We start from the raw sequence: 22,085 nt of genomic DNA on the forward strand, positions 1-22,085 counted from the left end.
CCTCGCCGCCTGCGCAGTCGCCCGTACTCCGTGGGCCGAGTTGCCGGTCGACAGGGGGCGGCAACCGCGTGCCGCTGCAGGGCAATGCAAGAGGACTGGCCGGTTCGCGTGAACCGGCCTAGTAGGACTCCGTTAGGTCCTTCTGTCGGTGGTGTTCAGCGGCATGGTGGGTGGACGCACATGAAGTGAACCGTGCCCGGGCGAAGTTGGCGTAATTCGTGGCGGATGTGTTCGCCTCGGTGGCGCGGAAGGATCGGCGGGCCAAGAGCGACTGCTATCTGCGGGGACTGATGACGGACGGCCGCCGCAAGTCCGTCCAGGTCATGGCTGCGCGGCTGCCGGACGGCAATGAACAGAACCTGCAGCAGTTCGTGAACCAGTCCACCTGGGATCCGGTGCCGGTGCGGCGGCGGATCGCCGAGCGGACGGTGCCGCTGATCGGCCCGGATGCGTGGGCGGTCGACGACGTGTCGTTTCCCAAGGACGGGAAGATGTCGGTCGCTGTCGCTCACCAGTACTGCGGCGCTCTGGGCAAGCAGGCGAACTGTCAGGTGGCGGTCAGCGTGCACGCGGTGACCCATGCCGCTTCCGTCCCGTCGCAGTGGCGGCTGTTTTTGCCCCGGGAGTGGGACAGCGATGCCGAACGCAGGCTTCGCTGCCAGGTGCCCGATGAGGTCGGACACCGGGAGAAGTGGCGCCTGGCGCTGGTTGTCCTGGATGAGCTGGCGGGGTGGGGGCTGGTGGCGCCGGTGGTGGTGGCCGATGCCGGTTACGGGCAGAACGCCGACTTCCGCGACGGCCTGACCGGCAGGGGCATCGGCTATGTCGTCGAGGTCCGCTCCGATGTGACCGTGCACCCGCACGAGGCGCAGCCCACCACCCCGGCATGGTCGGGCAACGGACGCAGGCCGCAGTCCCGTACTGCGACAAGCCTTTCTCGATGGCCGCGCTGGCGGCCGGTTATGGGCGGCAGGCGTTCATCGAAATGACCTGGCGGGAAGGCTCCCGCGGACCGATGCGCTCACGCTTCCTGATACTGCGGGTACGGCTGGCCGGCATCCGCTCCCGCCGCCTGGCCCAGGTCGCCGCCATCGCCGAACACGGTCGCTGGGACGGCGTAATGCCCGACGTGACGCTGCTGGCCGAATGGCCCCGACAACGCCCAACAGCCCACCGACTACTGGCTGTCCAGCCTGCCCGCCGAGACCCCGCCGGCCGAACTGGTCCGCCTGGCGAAGATCTGCTGGCGCATCGAGCACGACTACCGGGAACTCAAGCACGGCCTCGGCCTGGACCACTTCGAGGGCCGCTCCTGGACCGGCTGACACCACCACGTCACCCTGGTCACCGCCGCCCACGCCTTCCTCACCGAACAGCGCCTGGCCCCAAAAGCCGACACACCGGCCTCACCCTCTACCAGACCCTCGACGCCATCCAGGACCTGCTGAACTGCTGGACCGGCGTCTGCACCACATGCCATCAACCCCTGCCCAGACGCCAATCACCAAGATCTAACTCGACCTAACGGAGTCCTACTAGTCGGTGTAGTGGTAACGAGCCTTGAGGATCTTGACCTCTTTGTTGTCGGCTCGGTAGACGAGACGGTGTTCGTCGTCGATGCGTCGCGACCAGTAGCCGGAGAGGTCCCCCTTCAACGGCTCGGGCTTACCGATGCCGTTGAAGGGATCGCGCTGGATCTCGCCGATGAGGCGGACGATGCGGCGAACCATCTTGCGGTCGGTCGCAAGCCAGTGCTGGAAGTCGTCCCAGGCGGCTGGGTCGAAGTTGACGTCCCTCACTCGTCACCGGCCAGTTCCTGGAGCTCCTCCAGGGTTTTGGTGACCCCTGTCTGGCCCGCACGGTCGCGGGCGACAGCTTCCATGAGGCGGCGGGCGTTGGCCGGCGAGCGCAGGAGGTAGATGGTCTCCTGCCAGGCGTCGTAGTCCTCTGCCGACATGAGGATGGCGTCACCGTTCTTGGAGTGAATCCGTACCGGCGCGTGGTCGTCGTTGACCTTCTTGATCAGGGGGAAAAGTTCCTTGCGTGCCTCGCTGGCGGTAAGGGTCATGGCACACATCCTCTCGCAGTCCAGTACCTAATATCGTACCAGACTGGTACGAAAATTCGTACCGCTCAGAGGGGTGGCCTCCGGGTCGGTGTGCACGCGATGTGCACGGCCTCTGGTCCCGCGGAACGCCTGCGCAGCTCAGAGGATGCTTCCTCGGGCATCGAACCTATCTCCGGCGTACGGCCCGGCTCGTCTGCCATCGGGGCTCTGACCTGGTCCTTTGGGTCGGTCGGGGCCCTTCGTCGGGTTCGGCGTCTTCTTCGGCTCGGCGTCGAGTGCGTCGAGCACCGCGTCGCCGTTCGCCCTCGCCCGCTCGGTCCGTGTGTGGATGGGAACGATCAACGTCGCCCCGAGTGGGGTGAGTTCGTACTCGACGCGGGGCGGTGGTCCGTGACGTCGACGTCGTACTCGACACGATCGGCGGCCACACCGCCGAACGGTCGCTCCAAGTGCTGCGCCCGGGCGGTCACTTGGTGACGGTGGTCGCCGAGGGGGAGGCGGAGCTCGTCGAGGTCTTGTTGACCTCGTCGACCTCGTCGAACAGGGCAGACTCGGCCTCACCGTCCGACCCGGTCGCGTGGTCGTGAGGGATATCCGCGCTCGCCCTTTCTGCGAATCACTCATTCCGTCAGCCGTCAGCCGTCAGCCGTCAGCCGTCAGCCGTCAGCCGTCAGCCGTCAGCCGTCGGTCGTCGGTCGTTTCCCGTGTAATTCCCCGTAGTTTTCCAACAATTCATGTTTGGCCGCGCGGCCGTGATGTATCGCGAGCCGCGACGGATAACTGTCTTGGTTAGATCTTGGGCAGATCTTGACCGTGCGCGCTCAATCCGCGTAGAACTTGTGACCAGATGTTGAAGCATCGGGCTACGGGGGCTGTTGTGGCATCAGTTGTGACGTACCGTCATGTTCGCGCGCGCAGACGGCGGTTGAGAGATATCGCGGGGTTCGTGACGGCAATGGCCGTACTGGCGGGGATTCCTGCGGTCGGCGTCACCGCGACCGCTTCGGCGGCGCACGCGGATTCGCTTTCCCGATCCTCTGCCGAGAAGACCTCCGAGGCGGAGAAAGCCGCCGAGAAGGCCATGGCGACCGGTGAGCGCGTGGAGATCGCCGGAAAGCGCACCGAATACACGTCGACATACGCGAATCCTGACGGCTCCACTTTCTCCCTCAGCATGTCCACCGCGCCGGTCCGGGTGAAGCAGGACGATGGATCGTGGGCCGCGCCGGACGCGACGTTGGAGCGCCGGGCGGACGGCACGATCGGCCCGAAGGCGGCGGTGGCGGACGTGTCCTTCTCCGGCGGCGGGGACGGTGCCGGCCTGGTGACCGTCGCGGAGGGCGGCAAGTCGCTGACGGTCGGCTGGCCGGGCGAGCTGCCCGAGCCGACCCTGGACGGCGCCTCGGCGGTGTACCGGGAGGTGCTGCCCGGAGTGGACCTGCGGATGACCGCGACCGGCGAGGGCTACCGCCAGGTTCTCGTCGTCAAGTCGGCCGAGGCGGCGAAGAGCGGCGAACTGAAGTCGCTGGACTTTCCCGTCGAGGCGCGGGGGTTGACCCTGCGGGACGGAGGCGGTGGCGGCCTGGACGCCGTCGACGACAACGGCAATGCCGTGTTCCGCAGCCCCACCGCTCGGCAGTGGGACTCGGCTGGGGACGCGGCTGGGGACGCGGCGACGACCGGAGCGTCCACCATGTCGCTCCGCACGGAGGACGCCTCCTCGGTCACCGCGGCGGACCCGACCACCGCCGAGGACACCTCGTCGGCCACCGCCAAGAACCTGACCGCCGAGAACGGCGAGTCGGCGACCACCGCGGACCCGACCCCCGGGAACACCTCCTCGGCCACCACCGCAGACCCGACCGTCGAAAACGGCGAATCCGCCCCCGACCCCGCCGCCGGCCCCAGTGATGGTGACGTCACCGCCGTGCTGCCCGTGACGTCGGACGCCGACTCGATCACCGTCGTGCCCGACGCCGGGCTGCTGACCGGTGACGACACCGTCTACCCGGTGTACGTCGACCCCGATGTGACCTGGGGGGAGTCGGAGCGCACGCTCCTGTCCTCGGACGGCGACACCTTCTACAACTTCTCCGGTGGCAGCGACGGCGAGGGCATCGGCTACTGCGGGACGTACGTGACGGGCGGCATCGGCTACTACTGCGGCTCGGGCTACAAGCAGCGGATGTACTTCGAGTTCGCGCCGACCGCGCTGCGCGGCAAGCGGGTGCTGGACGCGACGTTCCGGGTGACCGAGCGGTTCTCGATGTCCTGCGAGCGGACGGTCGTACAGCTGGTCCGGACGCCGAACATCTCGTCGGCGACGAACTGGCCGGGTCCGACCAGCAATTGGGACGTCATGGGCGACCGTACGGTCTCGGCCGGCCGCGGCGACGCGTGCAGCCCGAGCCAGCCGGACGCGCCGATCGAGTTCAACGACGACCCGACGCAGAGCTACGAGAACCTCACCAACACCGTGAAGTCCTTCGCGGCCGGCGGCTTCGCGAGGCTCACGCTGATGCTGAAGGCGGGCAACGAGTCCGACCCCAACGGCTGGAAGCGGTTCGACGACGACGCCGTACTCGATGTCAGTTATGTGGGTCTGCCGGGTGTGCCCACCAGCCCGATCGTGGGTACCTCGTGCGAGACGGACCCGGCGGACCCGGCGTGGCTGTCGAACCCGAAACCGAAGCTCAGCGGTGTGGTGCAGACGGAGGCGGGCGGTGAGAGCGCCGCGAACCTGCGGGCCCACTTCACCGTGCAGGAGAAGCAGACCGACGGGACCTGGGACGTGGCGACCGAGCCGGTCCGGCCCTCCTCCGGCTATGTCGGTGACGGCGTCAAGGTCACGGAGGATTCGCCGATCACGCTGAAGCAGAACACCCCGTACCGAATGGCGGTGTCCTCGCGCTCCTACTACAACAACGGCGCGAACAACATCGAGGCCCACAGCACGGTGACGACCAAGGGCTGGTGCTACTTCACGATCGACTCGACCCGGCCCAAGGCCCCGACGATCACCAACCCGGCCGGCTCGCTCTACGACGTGTGCCCGGTCGACGGTGACGGGTGCGGTGCCGCGACCGGCGGGCCGGGGAAGCCCGGCGCGTTCCTCTTCACCAAGAACGCGGCCGACGCCAACATCGTGGCGTTCGAGTACAAGCTCGCCACCGACACCAAGTGGACCAAGGTGGCGGGCACGAGCTCGGTGCTCCGTTCGGTGAAGCCCGTGCTGTCCGGCCTCCAGGTGCTGTACGTGCGGGCGGTGGACAGCGTCGGAACGGGGCAGTCCGGCGATACGACGACGGTCCGGATCAACGTCGCCGAGAGCAAGGGCGCCTCGGCCCGGTGGAACTTCAACGACAGCGCGGTCGGCTCCGGCGAGACCAACGCGTCCGACTCCGCGACGACCGAAGGGGTACGGCACCCGGCCACCCTCTACAACACCGGCGCGGGCTGGTCCGGCCTCGGCCGCCGTGGCTCGCAGGACAGGTCGCTGGTGCTGAACGACAACTCCGACGCCACCCGGCAGACGGGGTACGCCGCGACCGCGGGGCCGGTGGTCAACACCCAGTCCTCCTACACCGTGTCCGCCTGGGCGTACCTCACGGACGACACCGTCTACCGGGGTGTCATGTCGCAGACCGGCAGCGACAGTTCGGGCTTCGTCCTCTACTACTCGGGCGGCGTCAAGCGGTGGATCTTCCGCTACAACTGGAGCGACAGCACGGGACGGCACTTCGTCACCACGGGTTCGACCGCGGAGGGCGTGCCGCTGAAGGTGTGGACCCACGTCGCCGCCGTCTATGACGCCGACGCCGCGACCATCCAGCTGTTCCTCAACGGCCGTGCCCAGGACCCCCCGGTCGCCGTGCCGGCCGGCGGTGAGGTCCAGACTCCCGACGGTCCCCTGCAGATCGGCCGGGCCAGCTATGTGTACGGCACGTTCACGCAGTACTGGAAGGGCCGTATCGACGAGGCCGCGGTCTTCCCGGAGGCCTTGCAGCCGTCGGACGTGGCCAAGGAGGCCAAGCTGCTGGATGCCACCGGCACCGCCACCGCCACCGAACTCATGGCGAACTGGAATCCGCAGGGCGCGACCGGCACCACGCTGGCCGACTCGGTGACCGGATACGGCCGTTCGCTGACCCTGTCCGGGGGCGCCGCGCTGGACGGTGAGTCGATCGTCCTGGACGGCGTGAACGACGCGGCCACCGTGACCGGACCGGTCGTCGACGACACCGGCTCCTTCACCGTGACCACCGAGGTCGAACTCGACCGGACCGCCCTGAGCACCAAGGAGATCGGCTATGCCGGCCAGGTCCTCGGCCAGCGCAGCGCCGACGGTTCGGCCTGGGGCCTGTGGTACCAGAAGACCGGCACCGAGACCTGGTTCGACGACGACGGGAACCTGCACGAGGACCCGGCCGGGTTCTGGAAGTTCGGCCGCCGCAACAGCGACGGCAGCTTCGACGCGGTGACCTCCGACAGCGCCGCCGTCACCGGCGCGGTCCGCCTGACCGGGGTGTACGACGCCCAGGACGGCACGATCCGGCTCTACCTGGACTCCACGCGCAACGACGTGGAGACCGCGTACACGGCGAAGGTCGGCACGGCCGAACTGGCCGTCGGCAAGGGGTACGTCGGCGGGGCCTGGGGGCACTACCTGCCCGGCCGGATCAACGACATCCGGATCTGGGCCGGTGCCGCCGCGGACAGCGACCAGGTCGACACGATGATCGGCTGATTTCCGTCGGCCGGCCCGGGGTGACGCCCGGGCCGGCCGACGCACCGGCACGTTTTCCGTGCTCCTGGCTCACACGGTGCTCACGCGGTGCTCACACGGTCCTTCTCGCACTTCTCACGGGGGTCATCTCTCATGTTCCGGAAACGAAGGTCACGACTGCGCCGTTGGCAGGTACGGGTCATGCCCGGGGTGGCGCTCGGGGTCGCCCTGAGTCTCGCCGCCGGCGGCCTGACCGTCGCACAGGCGGCCGAGAGACCCAAGCCCAAGCCCCTCTCGGCGCTGTGGAAACGGGACACCGCAGACACCAAGGCGGTGACGACCCCCGGCGCCAGGGCCGCGCGCGAACGCGTCGCCCAGCAGCGCAGGGCCAACGACCGCCAGGCCCAGCAGGCCCGCGCCGAGCAGCAGGCCGACTGGCCCGCCCCCGCCGACCGCACTCTGGGGATAGGCCGGTCGGCCGCCACCCCCGCGACCGTAGGCGAACTGCCCGTCGCACTGACCGCCCCGAAGACCGCGAAGAAGGCCGCGTCGGGCACCGCCGCCGTGCGGGTCCTCGGTCACCAGGCGGCAACCGCCCTGGGTATCAAGGGAGTTCTGCTCAGCGTCCGCGCCGGGCAGGGCGGCTCCGCCCAGGTCGCCGTGGACTACGGCCGGTTCGCCTCCGCGTACGGCGGCGGCTGGGCGGGGCGGCTGGGCCTGGTGAGCCTGCCGCAGTGCGCCCTGACCACTCCGGAGAAGACCGAGTGCCGCAGGACGACCCCGGTGGCGTCCCGCAACGACATCGACGGGCAGTCCGTGACCGGCACGGTCGCCCTGGCGAGCGCGGCGCCGACCGTGCTGGCGCTGGCCGCGACCGCGTCCGGCGAATCCGCCTCCGGCACGGGCACCTACGAGGCGAGCACGCTGTCCCCGTCGGCGACCTGGGAGGCGGGCGCCTCCTCGGGCGCGTTCAGCTGGTCGTACCCGATGGCCGTCCCGCCGGCCCCGGGCGCATCCCCGCCGCTGACCCTGAGCTACAGCTCGGCCACCGTGGACGGACAGACGGCCGCCACCAACAACCAGACCAGCCAGGCCGGTGAGGGCTTCGACCTGTCCGCGAACTCCTATGTCGAGCGGTCCTACGGGTCCTGCGACGAGGACGGCCAGACCGACAAGAACGACCTGTGCTGGAAGTACGACAACGCCAGCCTGGTGCTCAACGGCAAGGCCACCGAACTCGTCAAGGACGACACGAGCGGCGCGTGGCGGCTCAAGAACGACGACGCCTCCACCGTCACCCTGTCGACCGGCGCCGACAACGGCGACGACAACGGCGAGCACTGGACCGTCACCACCGGCGACGGCATCCGCTACGAGTTCGGCCTGAACAAACTGGAGGGCGCCGGCACCGAGCGCACCAACTCGGTATGGACCACCCCGGTCTTCGGCGACGACTCGGGCGAGCCCGGCTACGACAAGGGCAGCGCCTTCGCGGGCCGCGCCGTCACCCAGGCCTGGCGCTGGAACCTGGACTACGTCGAGGACACGCACGACAACGCCATGTCGTACTGGTACACCAAGGAGTCCAACCACTACGGCAAGAACGGCGCGAGCACCGGAACCGCGTCCTACGACCGCGGCGGCTACCTCAGCAAGATCCTCTACGGACAGCGGGCCGACGCCCTGTTCTCCGGGGTCACCTCCGCGAAGGTCGAGTTCACCTATCTGGAGCGCTGCACGGCGGCGGACTGCTCGGAGCTGAAGGACTCCACCTCGGACAACTGGCCCGACGTCCCCTTCGACGTGATCTGCGCCTCCGGCGCCGACTGCCACGCGACCGGCCCGGCGTTCTTCACCCGCAAGCGGCTCAGCGGCATCAACACCTTCGCGTGGTCGGCGGAGACCAGCGCCTTCACCGCCGTCGACTCCTGGGCGCTGACCCAGCAGTACCTCGACGGCGGGGACATCGGTGACACCTCGGACCAGACGCTGACGCTCAAGAGCATCGTGCACACCGGGAAGGCCGGGACCGACCTCGCCCTGCCCCCGATCACCTTCACCTACAACATGCGGCCCAACCGCGTCGACGCGACGACGGACGACATCCTGCCGCTGTCCAAGCCCCGTATCCGCACGGTCACTTCGGAGACGGGCGCGATCACCGACGTGACCTTCTCCGGCCAGGAGTGCGTCCGCGGCAGCAACATGCCCGCCGCCCAGGACGACAACGCCAAGTCCTGCTACCCCCAGTACTGGCACATCAACGGAGCCACGGAAGCCTCGGTCGACTGGTTCCACAAGTACCGGGTGCTCGCCGTCGTCACCAGCGACCCGGCCGGCCACAACGAGAACGTCGTCAACAGCTACACCTACGCCGACCCGGCCTGGCACTACAACGACTCACCGCTGGCCCCGGCCGACGAACGGACCTGGTCGATCTGGCGCGGCTACGGCACCGTCACCTCCACCAGGGGCAACGGCAGCAACCTGTCCAAGGTGACCTCGGTCTACCTCCAGGGCATGGACGGCGACCGGCTCCTGGGCAGTAGCGGCGCGCTCGACCCCGACGCCCGCCGCTCGGTGAGCGTCTCCGGCATCCCCGTGTCCACCCTGAGCGTGCCGGCCCAGAAGGACAGCGACCAGTTCGCGGGGCTCCTGCGCCAGCAGATCACCTACAACGGCACCGCGCCGATCACCGTGGCCGTCAGCGACCCCTGGTCGAAGCGGACCGCCACCCAGCACAAGTCGTATGCCGACACCGAGAGTTACTACGTCGGCATCGACAAGTCGACCACGTCCACGTACCTGACGGCCTCCGGCACCTGGCGCAGCCGCTCCACCGCCAGCACCTACGACGACTACGGCATGGTGTCCAAGGTCGACGACACCGGTGACACCGCGAAGTCGGGCGACGAGACCTGCACCCGCACCTGGTACGCCCGCAACGACACCCTGGGCATCAACTCCCTGGTCTCCCGGACCCGGGTCGTGGGCCGGGCCTGCTCCGTCGCGGAGACCGCCCTCTCGCTGCCGGCGAACGCGGCCACCGCGGGCGACGTCCTGTCCGACTCGGCCACCTTCTACGACAACGCCACCACCACCGTGTGGAGCGCCGCCCAGACCCCCACCAAGGGCGAGCCGACCTGGACCGGCCGCCCCAGCGGCTACCCCGCCACCGCGACCGGCGGCGAGCGCAACCCGGCGTCCTGGCAGACCACCGGCCGCACCACCTACGACACCCTCGGCCGCTCCCTGACCACCACCGACGCGGGCGGCAACCCCACCACCGTCGTCTACACACCCACCGCGACCGGACCGCTGACCCGCACCCAGACCACCGACGCCAAGTCGCAGAAGTCGTACATCTTCTTCGACCCGACGCGCGGCCTGACGACGAAGACCTACGACGTCAACAACAACCTCACCGAGTCGGCGTACGACGCGCTGGGCCGGACCACCTCCGTATGGCTGCCCAACCGCAGCCACAGCGGCGGGCAGAGCGCCAGCTACGTCTTCCGCTACTCCGTCACCAACGACGCTCCGTCCTGGACGACGACCGGCACGCTGAAGGCGGACGGCGACACCTACACCACCAGCTACAAGATCTACGACTCGATGCTCCGCACCATCCAGACCCAGACACCGGGCGCGACGAGCGGACGCATCCTCACCGACACGCGCTACGACAGCCGGGGACTGGCCGACGAGACCTACGCGGACGTCTACGACGCCGCCGCGCCGTCGGGAACGTACACGCAGGCCGAGTACGGCGAGGCGCCCCGCCTGACGAAGACCGGCTACGACGCGGCCGGCCGGCCCGTCACCACCACCTTCCTGACCGGCGGCGTACAGCAGTGGCAGACCACCAACACCTACACGGGTGACTCCACCAGCACGACGGGCATCCCGGGCGGCTCCGCCAAGCGCACCATCACCGACGCCCTGGGACGCACGGTCGAGGAACGCCAGTACGCGGGCACCTCACCCACCGACACCGAGTTCGGCGGCACCACCGGGGCGGCCCACACCGGCACCCGGTTCACGTTCACGCCCGACGGCAGGAACAAGACGATCACCGGCCCGGACGGCGCCGCCTGGTCCTACACCTACGACCTGTACGGCCGTCAGATCACCGCGAACGACCCGGACAAGGGCACCACGGCCACCGGCTACACGGCCCTCGACCAGGTGTCCTGGACGAAGGACGCCACCGGCCACGCCGTGGTCTCCGGCTACGACGTGCTCGGCCGGGTCACCGACACCTGGAAGTCCGCCGTGAACGCGGACCTCACCAGCGCCACGGTGCTCACCGCGCAGAAGACGGACGCCAACAAGCTGACCCACTCCGAGTACGACACCGTCACCGGAGGCAAGGGCCAGCCGGCCTCCTCCACCCGGTACGTGGGCGGCGCCACCAGCACCGGATCCGCGTACACCCAGAGCGTCACCGCGTACGACAAGCAGTACCACGCCACCGGCACCCGGCTGACGCTGCCCGCGGGCGACTCCCTGGTCTCCTCCGGGGCACTGGCCTCCAACACGCTCGACTTCTCCAGCTACTACAACATCGACGGCACCCTGCAGTACACCAACGAACCCGCGGTCGCAGGCCTTGCCGCCGAGAAGGTCGAGTACGGCTACAGCGACCGGGGTCTCGCCACCACCCTCAGCGCCGGCGGACAGGGCATCGTCCTCGGCACCACCTACACCGACCTCTCCCAGGTCTCCACCCAGCGCCTCGGTGTCTCGGAGGCCACCGGGGTGATGAAGGTCGACATCGTCCACGACTACGAGGACGGCACCGGACGGCTGCTGCGCACCGAGGCACGCGGCCAGGCCCACGCCTACGACGCGCTGAACCTCTTCTACTCGTACGACACGGCCGGCAACGTCACCAAGATCTCCGACACCACCACCCTCGGCGGCACCGGCGCGGCCGACACCCAGTGCCTCGGCTACGACGGCTACCAGCGCGTCACCGACGCCTGGACCCCCGCCGGCGCCGACTGCTCCGCCACGCCCAGCGCCACGGCCCTGGCCGGCCCGGCCCCGTACTGGACGAGCTACACCTACACCGACGGCGGGCAGCGCGCGACCGAGAAGGAGCACCGCACCGACGGCACCGTCACCACCCTCAACTACTGCTACAAGGGCGGCGCCACCCAGCCGCACACCCTGCTGACCACCACCACCGCCTCCTGCACCGGCGCCACCGCGACCTACGGCTACGACGCGGCCGGCAACACCACCAAGCGGCCCGACGCCTCCGCCACGCAGTCCCTCGCCTGGGACGACGAGGGCCGGCTGGCCAAGGTGACCGAGGACCCCAGCGGCACCCCCCGCACCACGGACTACGTCTACGGGGCGGACGGAAACCTGTTGATCCGCCGGGACGCGGCCGGCGACACGGTGCTGTACGTCGGCTCCACGGAGGTCCACCTCAAGGCGGGCAAGAAGTGGGCCGACCGGTACTACGGCCTCGGCGAGAGCACGGTCGCGCTGCGCAGCACGCAGAGCGGTTCGGCACAACTGTGCTGGCTCGCCGGGGACAAGCAGGGCACCAACAGCGTGGCCATCACCGCCGACGCGACGCAGACCCTCACCAAGCGCTACACCACGGTGTTCGGCAAGAGCCGGACCGGCGGCAAGGGCACCTGGCCCGACGACAAGGGCTTCCTCGGCCAGCCGTCCGACAGCGGAACAGGCCTGACCCACCTCGGCGCCCGCGAGTACGACCCGGTCATCGGCCAGTTCCTCAGCGTCGACCCGGTGCTCCAGGCGGAGATCCCGCAGAGCCTCAACGGCTACAGCTACGCCGGCCAGAACCCCGCCACCTACGCCGACCCGGCCGGCACCGAGATCGGCTCCCGTCCCAACTCCTGCCAGTACGACCTGAAGTACTGCGACAAGAAGACACAGCAGGCCGTGGGCTACGACCCGAAGACCCGCACGGTGGACTACACCAAGGGCACGCAGGTCGGCGACGGGTCGATCGTCAACGGCAAGGCGAAGACGAAGAAGCTGCCCAAGATCGTCTACGACTGGATGACCAAGGACCTCGGCTACCAGGGCACACGGTGGCTCACCGAACCGCAGTACAAGTCCTGGATCAGAACGGCGTCCGAGGACCAGGCCAAGGCCCAGATCTCGTTCTTCCACGCATGTCTGCAGAGCGGCAGTCCCAAGGACTGCATGAGCACGTCCAAGAACATCAAGATCGAAGAGAAGGAGGAGAACGACGGCCACTGGTTCCTGAGCGACGACTCGGCCGACGCGCTGTCCCTGGCCGGCGGCCTCGTGACCCTCGCCGGAATAGCGTGCCTCTTCAGCGTGGCAGCCGCCCCCGCGGCGCCCGTGCTGGCTCTGGTAGGGGTCGGCATCAGCGCGGTGGTCGCAGTCGACGCGTGCGTCGCCGACCCCATCAGCCTGGGCTGCGGCAACGCCCTCGTCGGCGTGGCGACCGGATTCGTTCCGATGTTGAAAACCGGTGAGGCCCTGGAGGCCGTCACCACGATCGGCAGCAACGCCAGCCGGGCCGGGGGAGCGATCGCCAGCGGGGCGCGCAGCGCCTGGCGAGGCGTCAGCGGCCTGTTCGGCGGCTGACGTACAGACCCCCGCCGTTCTCCTCGGGGGTGCCGTAACCGCCCCCGAGGAGAACGGACCAGCAGGAGAGAATGAGGAAATGACGAAGAACCTGGAGCGCATCAGCCCCTGGTGGGACCGCCGGGTCATGGGCGGTCTGCTCGTCGCGGTCCTCCCCGTGACGGTGGTCGCCGCGGCGGTCGGGTCGATGCCCGAAGTGAGCGTGGTGAAGGTCTCGCTGCTTCTCGCCCTGTGGTGCGTGATCGGCTGGGCGGCGCGCACACAACTGGTGCCGTCCGCGTCCGTGAGCGCCTCTGTCCTTGTGGTCCGCAACCTCTACAGCACCTACGAGATCCCCTGGCAGACGCTGGCGGGTATCGACTGGGAACCCCGGTCGGGCGTGCTCTCTCTCGACCTGGCCGACGGCCAACGGGTTCCGGTGCAGGCGTTCAGCCGCTGGCCCTCCTTCGGCCGCCACCGCAAGGTGATCGGGACACTGGAGGAGGGCCGCCGGCTGGCGGCGGCAGGGCAGAGCGGAACCGGTACGGGTCCGGCGGCGGACGAGGTGCGTGTCACCGGCGCCTCCGGAATCACCGAATTCCTCCTGGCGCTCTGCTTCGGGGGCGCCCTGGTGGCACTCGTGATCGAGGGTGTCATCGCGCTCCTGGACTGACGGGATCGTGACGCGCGGCGACCAGGAACTCAACTACGTGATCGGCTGGGCAGGTTCGGACGTCACGGCCATCACCGTCCGGGACCACGGACACCTGACGGAGGCCACGGTCCAGGGCGGTCGCTTCACCGCCTGGTGCCCCGACGGCCTGCTCGGCTGACCGAACCGAGCAAGTCGGAAACCTGCGGACCAGCGCGGTAGCAGAAGCGCTGCTACTGCGCGCTCCCGCGAAACGCCCCGGTCACCACCGGCACCAGCTGCCGCTCCAACCGCTCGGCCGGCATCGCGGCCAGTTCGGTGCCGATGGGTGCGAGGGCGAGCCAGTTCAGCAGGCCGGCCGCGCAGCGGGTGCGGAAGATCAGTTCTTCCTCGTCGACTCCGGGGATGTTCGGCGCCAGTACCCGCAGGATGTCCCGGCGGCTCTTCTCGAACTTGCCGGTCAGGCGCTCCCACCCCTGGGGCGGCTCGATCCCGAAGCCGGCCCGCCCGATCCCGATCCTGGTGCCCGCCAACTCCCCACGGGCCATGCGCCGGCTCGTCGACCACGCCGACGGCTGGCTGCCGTACGCCGACGGCCCCGAGCAAGTGGCCGCGAGCCTGCGCCAGTTGCAGGAGCTCGCCGCCGAGCGCGGCCGTACCCGCCCGCTGCGGACGGTGGTCCGCGTGAACCCGGACGACACCGCCAAGCGCTACGAGGGCCCGGACCGCCGCCCCTTCCAGGGCGACGTCGAACAGATCGTCACCGACCTGATGGCGTACGACGGCATCGGCCTCGACGAGTTCCTGGTCGACCTCTCGTGGGCCGCCCGGGACGCGGAGGAACTGAAGGACGTGAACGCCGAGGTGTACACGGCGGCACGCGCGGCCGGGTTCTGAGCGGCCGGCCCAGCTCCTGAGCGGGCGACAGGATCCGGGGTCCGGAGCGCCCCCCGCGCGCCCCGGACCGTGGACCCCCCATTCCCCCGTCGTCATTCAGCTCTTCGGTGCCGGGCGGAGCGCGGTGGGTGTGCTGAGGGTGAGTGCCTCCGGCATATCGACCCCCCGTCGATGCCACAGGTTCGCCCGAAGGCATGACCAGTGCTCCTGTTCCGCCAATGGGCACGCCCCTGTGCCCGGTAGGCTCCCGGCACAGACAGCTTCGTCGGTAATCGTGCCGGTCCGCAGGGGTCGGGTGTTGCCAGCGGGTATTTGGCAACACCGGTCGGCCGGCGTGTTGTTTGGGGGGATGGCCATCGAGCACGACGGATTCGGCGCGGAGTTGCGCCGGCGCCGCATCGCGGCCGGTATGTCGCTGAGCGAGCTGGCCGGCAAGGTGTACTGCAGCCGCAGTTTCCTGAGCCGTGTCGAGAACGGACGCCGCAGAGCGTCCCTGGAGTTGGCTCAGCTGTGCGACGAAGTCCTGCGAGCCAAGGGGGCGTTGGTAGGCCTGGCTCCACCACCCGGCTCCGACGCGCCACCGAGGGCCGTTCGCGGGGAGACCGTCCGACTGGTCAAGTCCCCAGGGAAGGACGGCCGTTCGACCCCGGCACAGGAACGGGCCGAGTTCCTGCGGCTGCTGCGGCGCGGTGATCTCAGCCATGCCGCGGGCGAGATGCGGGAGGCCGAACGGCACTACACGGCCGCCTACCGCGGCGCCGCCGGGGACCCGCGGGCGCAGGCCGAGGCCGTGATCAGGCTGGCGCGCCGCTGGTCCGACCCCGGGCAGGTCGACCGTGAACTGCTGCAGTCCATCAAGGGATGCCTGACCGCGCTGGAGGGCGACGGCGGCCCCGAGGCCGCGGGGCTGCGGCTGCGGCTCGAAGCCCATCTGGCGAAGAAGATGGCCCTGGCGGTCAGCCAGGACACCGCGGCGGGGCTCGCCGGACCCGCCGAGGGCGCCCGGCTCGCCGAGGACACACTGCGCCGATTACCCGACGACGGCGACGACGAGGTGCGCTGCGAGGTCCTCACCGAATGCCGGTGGGCACGCTACGACTTCATGAGCGCTCCCGAGTCGCTGGACCTCTCCGAGCGGCTGCGCGAGGCCGCGGCCCGGCACGACTCGACGTACTTCCGCGGTGAGGCGCTCATGGCCGTCGCCATCGACCAGTTGCGCAACGGCCGCATCTTCAGCGCCCTGGCCACCGCCAACCAGTACCGCAAGCACGCGGCGGACACCCAGAGCGCCCTGGCCCTCTGGCAGCGGCACACCCTCGACGCCCTGCTCGACCTCTGGCACGGCCGGTTCGACGCCGCCGCCGAGTGGATCTTCGTGGAGTCCCTGAAGTTCATCGAACTCCTCCGCGCCGACTACGCCGTACCCGCCGACAACCTGACGCAGACCCGGCTCGGCCAGGCGTACTGGCTGCTGCGCCAACAGGGCCGTCTGGCCGAGCTGTTCGCCTCCGATCTGGCCGGCGACGTCGAGCGCCACGCCTACTTCCCCGTCTGGCGGGCCGGGCTGGCCCTCGCCCTGTGCGAGACCGGGCAGCCCGCCGAGGGGGCCGACCTGTTCCTCGGCTGCGTCGCCGACGTCGACCGGTTCCCGCCGTCGGGCTGGGCGGTGCCCGCGCTGGTCCTGCTGGCGGAGGTCTGCGCGGCGCTGGACCTCGAAGGCGGATTCGAGGCCGAGTTGGCCCAGGCGGTGCCCTCGCTGCGTGCGCGCCTCGCGCCGCACGACGGCGCGCAGATCGCCCTGGGCGGCTGGCCCAGCGTCCTCGTCGGCCCGACCGCCCGGGCCTGCGGGCTGCTGGCGCTGGCGGCGGGGGCGCCGGAGACCGCCCTCGACCACTTCCGGCAGGCGGCGGTCCCGTCCCGCTCCTCGCAGCCCGAACTCGCCCGCCTCCGCCTGGCCCAGGCCCGCGCGATGCGCCGGGCGGGCGGCCCGGGCAGCGGGCCGCACGCGGTCCGGCTGCTGCGGGAGGCGGCGCGCGGGGCGGAGACGTACGGCATGACGTCGCTCGGGGCGCAGACCCTGGCCTTGCTGGAGGCGCCGGGGAGGGCGTGAGCAACGACCCCGGAGACCGGTGGAGTTGGTGTGCGTGGACGGTGTTCATGCTGTGAACTAGGTCACATTGGCGTCGGGCCCAGGCGTCCCGCCCCGCCGCTCCCGTCGCGTCCCCGGCGTCACCCGAGCCGCCCTCTGCCCCGCACTTCACCCAGGGTAGTCAGCCAAAACGTCTTCGTGGGCGGGTGGTTGGCCGACCGGGCCGTCGGATTGTCTACGCGCATAGTGTACTGAACGCCCTAAACGGCTGTGCCTGGAGTGTTTGTGGGGTCCCTTGACCCCGGTCGGATGGCTCGGTTTCATAACTGACCAACTGCGCGGGGGGCTCGGGCGCCCGTCGGGAAACCGCAGCCCGTTTTTGGCGTACGTGCCGTGCTACGCCGCCAACTCCCCAGTCTGTGCAGGCGTGTTGACGTATGCCCGCGATCCGACGCGTCACGCGCCACCCCGGAAAGGAAACCACCGGTGTCGCAGTTCCTCACCGCAGCCCGCCTCCATCGTCGCGCCGTCGGACACCGGTGGGTGAAGTGAGCAGACACCGGGACACGTCCACGCAGACCAGACCCGGTACCGGTCGCGGGCGCAGCATCCGCGCCTCCCTCATCACGCTCGCCGTGGTGCCGGCCACGGCGATGGTCCTGCTCTGGGTCAGTGGTTCCTTCGCGCTGTTCGACCAGTGGAACAACGCCAACAAGGAAGGGCAGCCGGCCAAGACCACCTACGCCCTGGTGCCCGCGATCGGCGAGTTCCAGAAGGAACGGCAGCTGACGGTCGGCCTGTTGGCCTCGCACGGCAGCCGCAGCGCCCTGGAGGCGCAGCGCCGCACGACCGACGCCGTACTCGCCGGCTTCCGCAAGGCGGACTCCGCCTCCGCGGGCGACGGATCGGCGCAGTACCAGGCCCAGTTGGGCACCGTACGCAAGCGGCTTACCGCGCTGACCACCGAACGGACCGCCGTCGACGGCGGGAAGAGCACCCGGCAACAGGCCTACACCGCCTACTCCGACGCCGTGTCCTCGGTGCTGAACCTCTTCGGGATGCTGAGCACCGACAGCGGCGACGCGGCCACCGCGGCCGACGCCGGTCACGCCCTGGCGTTCCTGCGCGGCACGGAGGCCCTCTCGCAGGAGGAGGCGATCCTCGGCGGAGTCGCCGCCTCCGGGAAGCTGAGCGTCCAGGAGAGGTCGGCGCTGGCGGCTGCCGAGGCCGTCCGGGTCTCCGTGCTGTCCAACGAGGTGGAGCCGTACCTGCCCACGGACATGGGCGCGGGACTGGACAAGGTCATGGGCGGCCGGGACTGGGCGGCCATGGCGGCCTTCGAGACGGCCGTCGGATCGGCGTCCGCCGGGCACGACGGCACGATCGCGGTGCCGCACACCACGGCCGACCGCGCGGCGGCCCCGGCACGGGTGACCGGCGGGGTGCAGGCCGTGGAGGGCCAGTTCCTGAACAAGGTCACCACGGACTCCCAGGACCGGACCCACCAGGTGCTCGTCAAGGCGCTGCTCGGCAGCGCCCTCGCTCTGGTCGCCGTACTCGCCGTCGCCCTGCTGTCCTGGCGCATCACCCGCTCCCTCCTCGGCCGGATGTCCGGCCTGCGCGCCGAGACCCTCGAACTGGCCGAGGAACGACTGCCCGAGCTGATCACCCGGCTGCGTACCCAGGGCAAGCGCGCCGAACTCGACGACCTGCCCGAACTCGACTACGGCACCGACGAGTTGGGCAAGGTCGCGGAGGCCTTCAACAGCGCCCAGCGGACCGCGGTGAGCGTCGCGCTGGAACAGGCCTCGCTGCGCGAGGGCGCGCGGCTGGTCTTCCACAACATGTCCCGCCGCATCCAGCTCCTGGTGCACCGTCAGCTCACGGTGATCGACTCCATGGAACGCAAGGAGCAGGATCCCCAACTCCTCGCCGACCTCTACCGCGTCGACCACCTCGCCACCCGGATGCGGCGCAACGCGGAGAGCCTCACCGTGCTGTCCGGCGCCGCCCCCAGGCGCCGCTGGAAGCACGCGGTGCCGCTCGCGGACCTGCTGCGCAGCGCGGTGTCCGAGATCGAGGGCTACACCCGGGTCGTCGTCGAACCCCTGCCGCCGATAGCGGTGTTGGGCCCGGCGGTGGGCGACACGATCCACCTCATGGCCGAACTCATCGAGAACGGCGTGACGTTCTCCCCGCCGCACACCGAAGTACGCGTCCGCGCACTGCCGGTGGCGCAGGGGTACGCCGTCGAGGTCGAGGACCGGGGGCTCGGCCTCGGGGTGGACGAGTACGCGGCGGCGAACGAACTCCTGCACCAGCCCAAGGACTTCAGCTTCACCACCCTGGGCGAGGACCCGCGCCTGGGCCTCTTCACCGTCGGCCACCTGGCCCAGCGCCACGGCATCACCGCCAGCCTCCAGGCCTCGTCGTACGGCGGATCGCTCGCCGTCGTGGTCCTGCCGCAGGCCCTCACGGAGCCGGTCGCCGACGGCGTGCCGTCACCGCTGGACGCCCGCGCGGAACGCCACCTGGCGTCGGTGGCCGGTTCCCCCACCGACCCGTTCCCGGCCCCGGGCCAGCCCACCGGCCCCGTCGGCGGCCCGCCCCGCGCGGGAGTGACGGCGGGCGGCATGCCGATGCGCACCCGCCGCACGCGGAACGCCCCGGCGGCGGGTCCTGTTGTCACCGCCACGACACCGTCCCACGAGGACGCGCCCTCCTACGAAGCCCCACCGTCCCGCGAGACCGCGCCCTCCTACGAAGCGGCGCCTTCCCACGAAGCCGGGTCTTCCGCCGGCTCTCGTGCGGGAGACCTCCCCTCCGTGGGCTCTCGCGCCGGGGACAGGCCGTCCGGGGGTTCCCGAGAGGGGAACCCGCCGTCCAAGGCGTCCCGCATCGGCGAGATGCGGGCGTTGGGGTCCCGCACGGGGGGTGCGTCATCCGCGGGTTCCCGCGCGGGGGAGACGCCGTACGAGGGTTCCCGCACCGGGGAGACGGGCTCTTTGGGGTCCCGCGCCGAGGGTGCGCCGTCCATGGGTTCCGGCACCGGGGAGGCGCCGTCCGCCGGACTTCGCGCCCGGGAGACGCGGTCCCTGGGCCCCCAGACGGGGGACACGCCGCCCGTGGGCTTCCGCACCGGGGAGATGCCGTACGCGGGTTCCCGCACCGGCGAGACGCCGTCCGCGGGTCTTCGTGCCGGAGACTCGGCTTCGGTCAGCTTCCGTCCCGACGGTGGTGTGATGCCCGGTGGGTCCCGTCCCGGTGGAGGCGCGTCGTCCTTCGGGACCCGGGGTGGTTCCGGGCGGCTGCCGCGGCGGGTGCGGCAGGCCAATCTCGCGCCGCAGTTGCGGGACCGGGTCGTGGAGCCCGACGGTGACCACGGCCCGGGGCGGGAGGCGGAGCGGCGCCCCGAGCAGGCGCGTTCGATGCTCGCCGCGCTCCGGGACGGTACCCGCCGGGCCCGTGCCCAGGAGGAAGTGCCCATGCCCGCCTGGCCGTCGGCGACGCGCGGGGAGGGTTCCGCGCCCGGCCGCCCTGCCGCCCCGCAAGACGAGTTCCCGCCGGCCAACTGGCCCACCACCCCGCCCGAGCGGCGTCAGCTGCCCACCCGTCCCCGTCCGACAAGGAACACCCCATGACTGCGCCCAACACCACGCACGGCGGACTGGCCTGGCTGCTGGACAACCTGATCGAGCGGATCCCCGAGACCCTGCACGCCATCGTCCTGTCGGAGGACGGACTCCTCGTCGGCTCCTCCGAGAAGCTCGCCCAGGAGGACGCCGAGCAACTCGCCGCCATTTCCTCGGGTGTTCACTCGCTCGCGCTCGGCACCAGCCGTCACTTCGGCGGCGGCCGGGTGCAGCAGACCGTCATCGAGATGGACGACCTCTTCCTCTTCGTCACCACGGCCGGCGGCGGCGCCCGGCTCGCCGTACTCGCCACCTCCGAGGTGGACGTCGGCAACGTCGGCTACGAAATGACCATGGTGGTACGGCAGGTGGGGCAGTTCCTCAGCGCGGCCCCCCGGTTCCCGGAGTACAGCGGTGTGCCCTTCGCGGGTGAGCATGAATGAGACATTGGTCGGAGGAAGATCCCTGGGAGGACGAAGACCCCGCGCTGCTCGTCCGCCCGTACACGGTGACCGGCGGACGCACCCCGACCGCCCACTCCGGCATCGAGCTGATCACCCTGATCAGCACCGTCCGGCCACCGACCCGCGACCAGCGCCTGCAGCCCGAACAGAACCGGCTGCTCGCGCTCTGCCGCACCCCGACGGCGCTGGTGGAGGTCGCCGCCCTGCTCGACCAACCCGTCGCGGTCATACGGGTGTTGCTCGATGACCTCCTGGACAACGAACTCGTCTCCGTCTCCCCGCCCGCCGCGGCCGGTACCCCCGACGCCCGTTTCCTCCAGGCAGTGATCGATGGCATTCGCAGAATCTGACCCCCGCGCAAGCCGCTCTCGCGCCACCACCGTCGCGCCCAACGCCGCCACGGCCAAGATCCTCGTCGCGGGCGGCTTCGGCGTCGGCAAGACCACGCTCGTCGGCGCGATCAGCGAGACGACGCCGTTGCGCACCGAAGAACTCATCACCGAGGCCAGCGTCGGCATCGACAACCTCGTCGGCGTGGAGCAGAAGACCACGACGACGGTCGCCATGGACTTCGGCCGGATCACGCTGAGTTCGGCCCTCGTGGTCTATCTCTTCGGCGCCCCGGGACAGGACCGGTTCTGGTTCATGTGGGACGACCTGTCCCGCGGCGCGCTCGGCGCGGTCGTGCTGGCCGACACCCGGCGGCTGGAGAGCTGTTTCCCGTCCGTCGACTTCTTCGAGCACCGCGGCATCCCCTTCGCCGTGGGCGTCAACTGCTTCAACGGCATCTGCGAGGAGGACCCCGAGGAGATCCGCTCCGCTCTCGACCTCGCCCCCGACATCCCGCTCGTGCTGTGCGACGCCCGCGACCGCGAGTCGGTGAAGTCGGTCCTGCTCGCCCTCCTCGAACACGTCATGCGGGGGCTGGCGGTGGAGGCGTCGGGCGACCGCCAGTCGGTCTAGCCGCACGGCCGA

Annotated in this window: 12 protein-coding genes and 4 pseudogenes; 12 read left to right on the forward strand and 4 right to left on the reverse strand. The window is 70.3% G+C overall.

Going from position 1 to position 22,085, the window contains the following annotated elements; translation table 11 throughout:
- The first annotated feature begins 218 nt into the window (after window positions 1–218).
- A pseudogene (locus tag OC490_RS11995) lies at window positions 219–1,448 on the forward strand (IS701 family transposase).
- An 87-nt stretch (window positions 1,449–1,535) separates the two neighbouring features.
- On the opposite strand, the gene OC490_RS12000 reads toward OC490_RS11995, so the two are convergent.
- The 3 genes and pseudogenes from OC490_RS12000 to OC490_RS12010 all read right to left on the reverse strand — a co-directional run.
- The gene (locus OC490_RS12000; protein WP_262057865.1) at window positions 1,536–1,799 is read right to left on the reverse strand and encodes a Txe/YoeB family addiction module toxin; all 264 of its coding nucleotides are present in this window, start codon (window positions 1,797–1,799) and stop codon (window positions 1,536–1,538) included.
- Window positions 1,796–2,068: a type II toxin-antitoxin system Phd/YefM family antitoxin gene (locus tag OC490_RS12005; protein ID WP_262057866.1), complete on the reverse strand. Its 273-nt coding sequence runs from the start codon at window positions 2,066–2,068 to the stop codon at window positions 1,796–1,798. The genes OC490_RS12000 and OC490_RS12005 overlap by 4 nt, the downstream gene beginning before the upstream one ends.
- Window positions 2,069–2,326: 258 nt before the next feature.
- A pseudogene (locus OC490_RS12010) lies at window positions 2,327–2,455 on the reverse strand (transcriptional regulator); the annotation flags it as partial.
- On the opposite strand from OC490_RS12010, the pseudogene OC490_RS12015 reads away from it, so the two are divergent.
- The 5 genes and pseudogenes from OC490_RS12015 to OC490_RS12035 form a co-directional block, all read left to right on the forward strand.
- A pseudogene (locus OC490_RS12015) lies at window positions 2,455–2,577 on the forward strand (zinc-binding dehydrogenase); the annotation flags it as partial. The pseudogenes OC490_RS12010 and OC490_RS12015 sit on opposite strands and share 1 nt — an antisense overlap.
- Window positions 2,578–3,023: 446 nt before the next feature.
- Entirely contained in the window at window positions 3,024–6,815 is a 3,792-nt protein-coding gene (locus OC490_RS12020) for a LamG domain-containing protein (RefSeq protein WP_262057935.1), read from the forward strand.
- Window positions 6,816–6,995: 180 nt separating this feature from the next.
- Complete coding sequence (locus tag OC490_RS12025) at window positions 6,996–13,397, forward strand: RHS repeat domain-containing protein (RefSeq protein WP_262057867.1); 6,402 nt, start codon at window positions 6,996–6,998, stop codon at window positions 13,395–13,397.
- A gap of 79 nt (window positions 13,398–13,476) precedes the next feature.
- A complete protein-coding gene (locus OC490_RS12030) occupies window positions 13,477–14,049 on the forward strand; it encodes a PH domain-containing protein (RefSeq protein WP_262057868.1) in 573 nt (190 codons plus the stop codon).
- A gap of 7 nt (window positions 14,050–14,056) precedes the next feature.
- Window positions 14,057–14,209 carry a hypothetical protein gene (locus OC490_RS12035; protein WP_262057869.1) on the forward strand — a complete coding sequence of 51 codons (153 nt, stop codon included), beginning with the start codon at window positions 14,057–14,059 and terminating at the stop codon, window positions 14,207–14,209.
- A gap of 52 nt (window positions 14,210–14,261) precedes the next feature.
- On the opposite strand, the gene OC490_RS12040 is transcribed toward OC490_RS12035, so the two are convergent.
- Window positions 14,262–14,576, reverse strand: a complete 315-nt coding sequence (locus OC490_RS12040; RefSeq protein WP_262057937.1) for a hypothetical protein — start codon at window positions 14,574–14,576, stop codon at window positions 14,262–14,264.
- Here OC490_RS12040 and OC490_RS12045 point away from each other — a divergent pair.
- From OC490_RS12045 to OC490_RS12070, 6 genes and pseudogenes are all read left to right on the forward strand, one after another.
- A pseudogene (locus tag OC490_RS12045) lies at window positions 14,521–14,925 on the forward strand (LLM class flavin-dependent oxidoreductase); the annotation flags it as partial. The gene OC490_RS12040 and the pseudogene OC490_RS12045 overlap by 56 nt on opposite strands.
- A gap of 349 nt (window positions 14,926–15,274) precedes the next feature.
- Window positions 15,275–17,035 carry a helix-turn-helix domain-containing protein gene (locus OC490_RS12050; protein ID WP_262057870.1) on the forward strand — a complete coding sequence of 587 codons (1,761 nt, stop codon included), beginning with the start codon at window positions 15,275–15,277 and terminating at the stop codon, window positions 17,033–17,035.
- Window positions 17,036–17,562: 527 nt separating this feature from the next.
- Complete coding sequence (locus tag OC490_RS12055; RefSeq protein WP_262057871.1) at window positions 17,563–20,655, forward strand: nitrate- and nitrite sensing domain-containing protein; 3,093 nt, start codon at window positions 17,563–17,565, stop codon at window positions 20,653–20,655.
- Window positions 20,652–21,089, forward strand: coding sequence for a roadblock/LC7 domain-containing protein (locus tag OC490_RS12060; protein ID WP_200714321.1), 438 nt, complete (start codon window positions 20,652–20,654; stop codon window positions 21,087–21,089). The genes OC490_RS12055 and OC490_RS12060 overlap by 4 nt, the downstream gene beginning before the upstream one ends.
- Window positions 21,086–21,460: a DUF742 domain-containing protein gene (locus OC490_RS12065; protein ID WP_019067253.1), complete on the forward strand. Its 375-nt coding sequence runs from the start codon at window positions 21,086–21,088 to the stop codon at window positions 21,458–21,460. The genes OC490_RS12060 and OC490_RS12065 overlap by 4 nt, the downstream gene beginning before the upstream one ends.
- Window positions 21,441–22,073 (forward strand): GTP-binding protein, encoded by a 633-nt coding sequence (locus OC490_RS12070; protein WP_262057872.1) that lies wholly within the window; start codon window positions 21,441–21,443, stop codon window positions 22,071–22,073. Before OC490_RS12065 ends, OC490_RS12070 begins: the two co-directional genes overlap by 20 nt.
- Window positions 22,074–22,085 lie beyond the last annotated feature (12 nt).

The organism is Streptomyces sp. STR69 (genome assembly GCF_024519455.1).
In the GTDB taxonomy this organism is placed as follows: Bacteria; Actinomycetota; Actinomycetes; order Streptomycetales; family Streptomycetaceae; genus Streptomyces.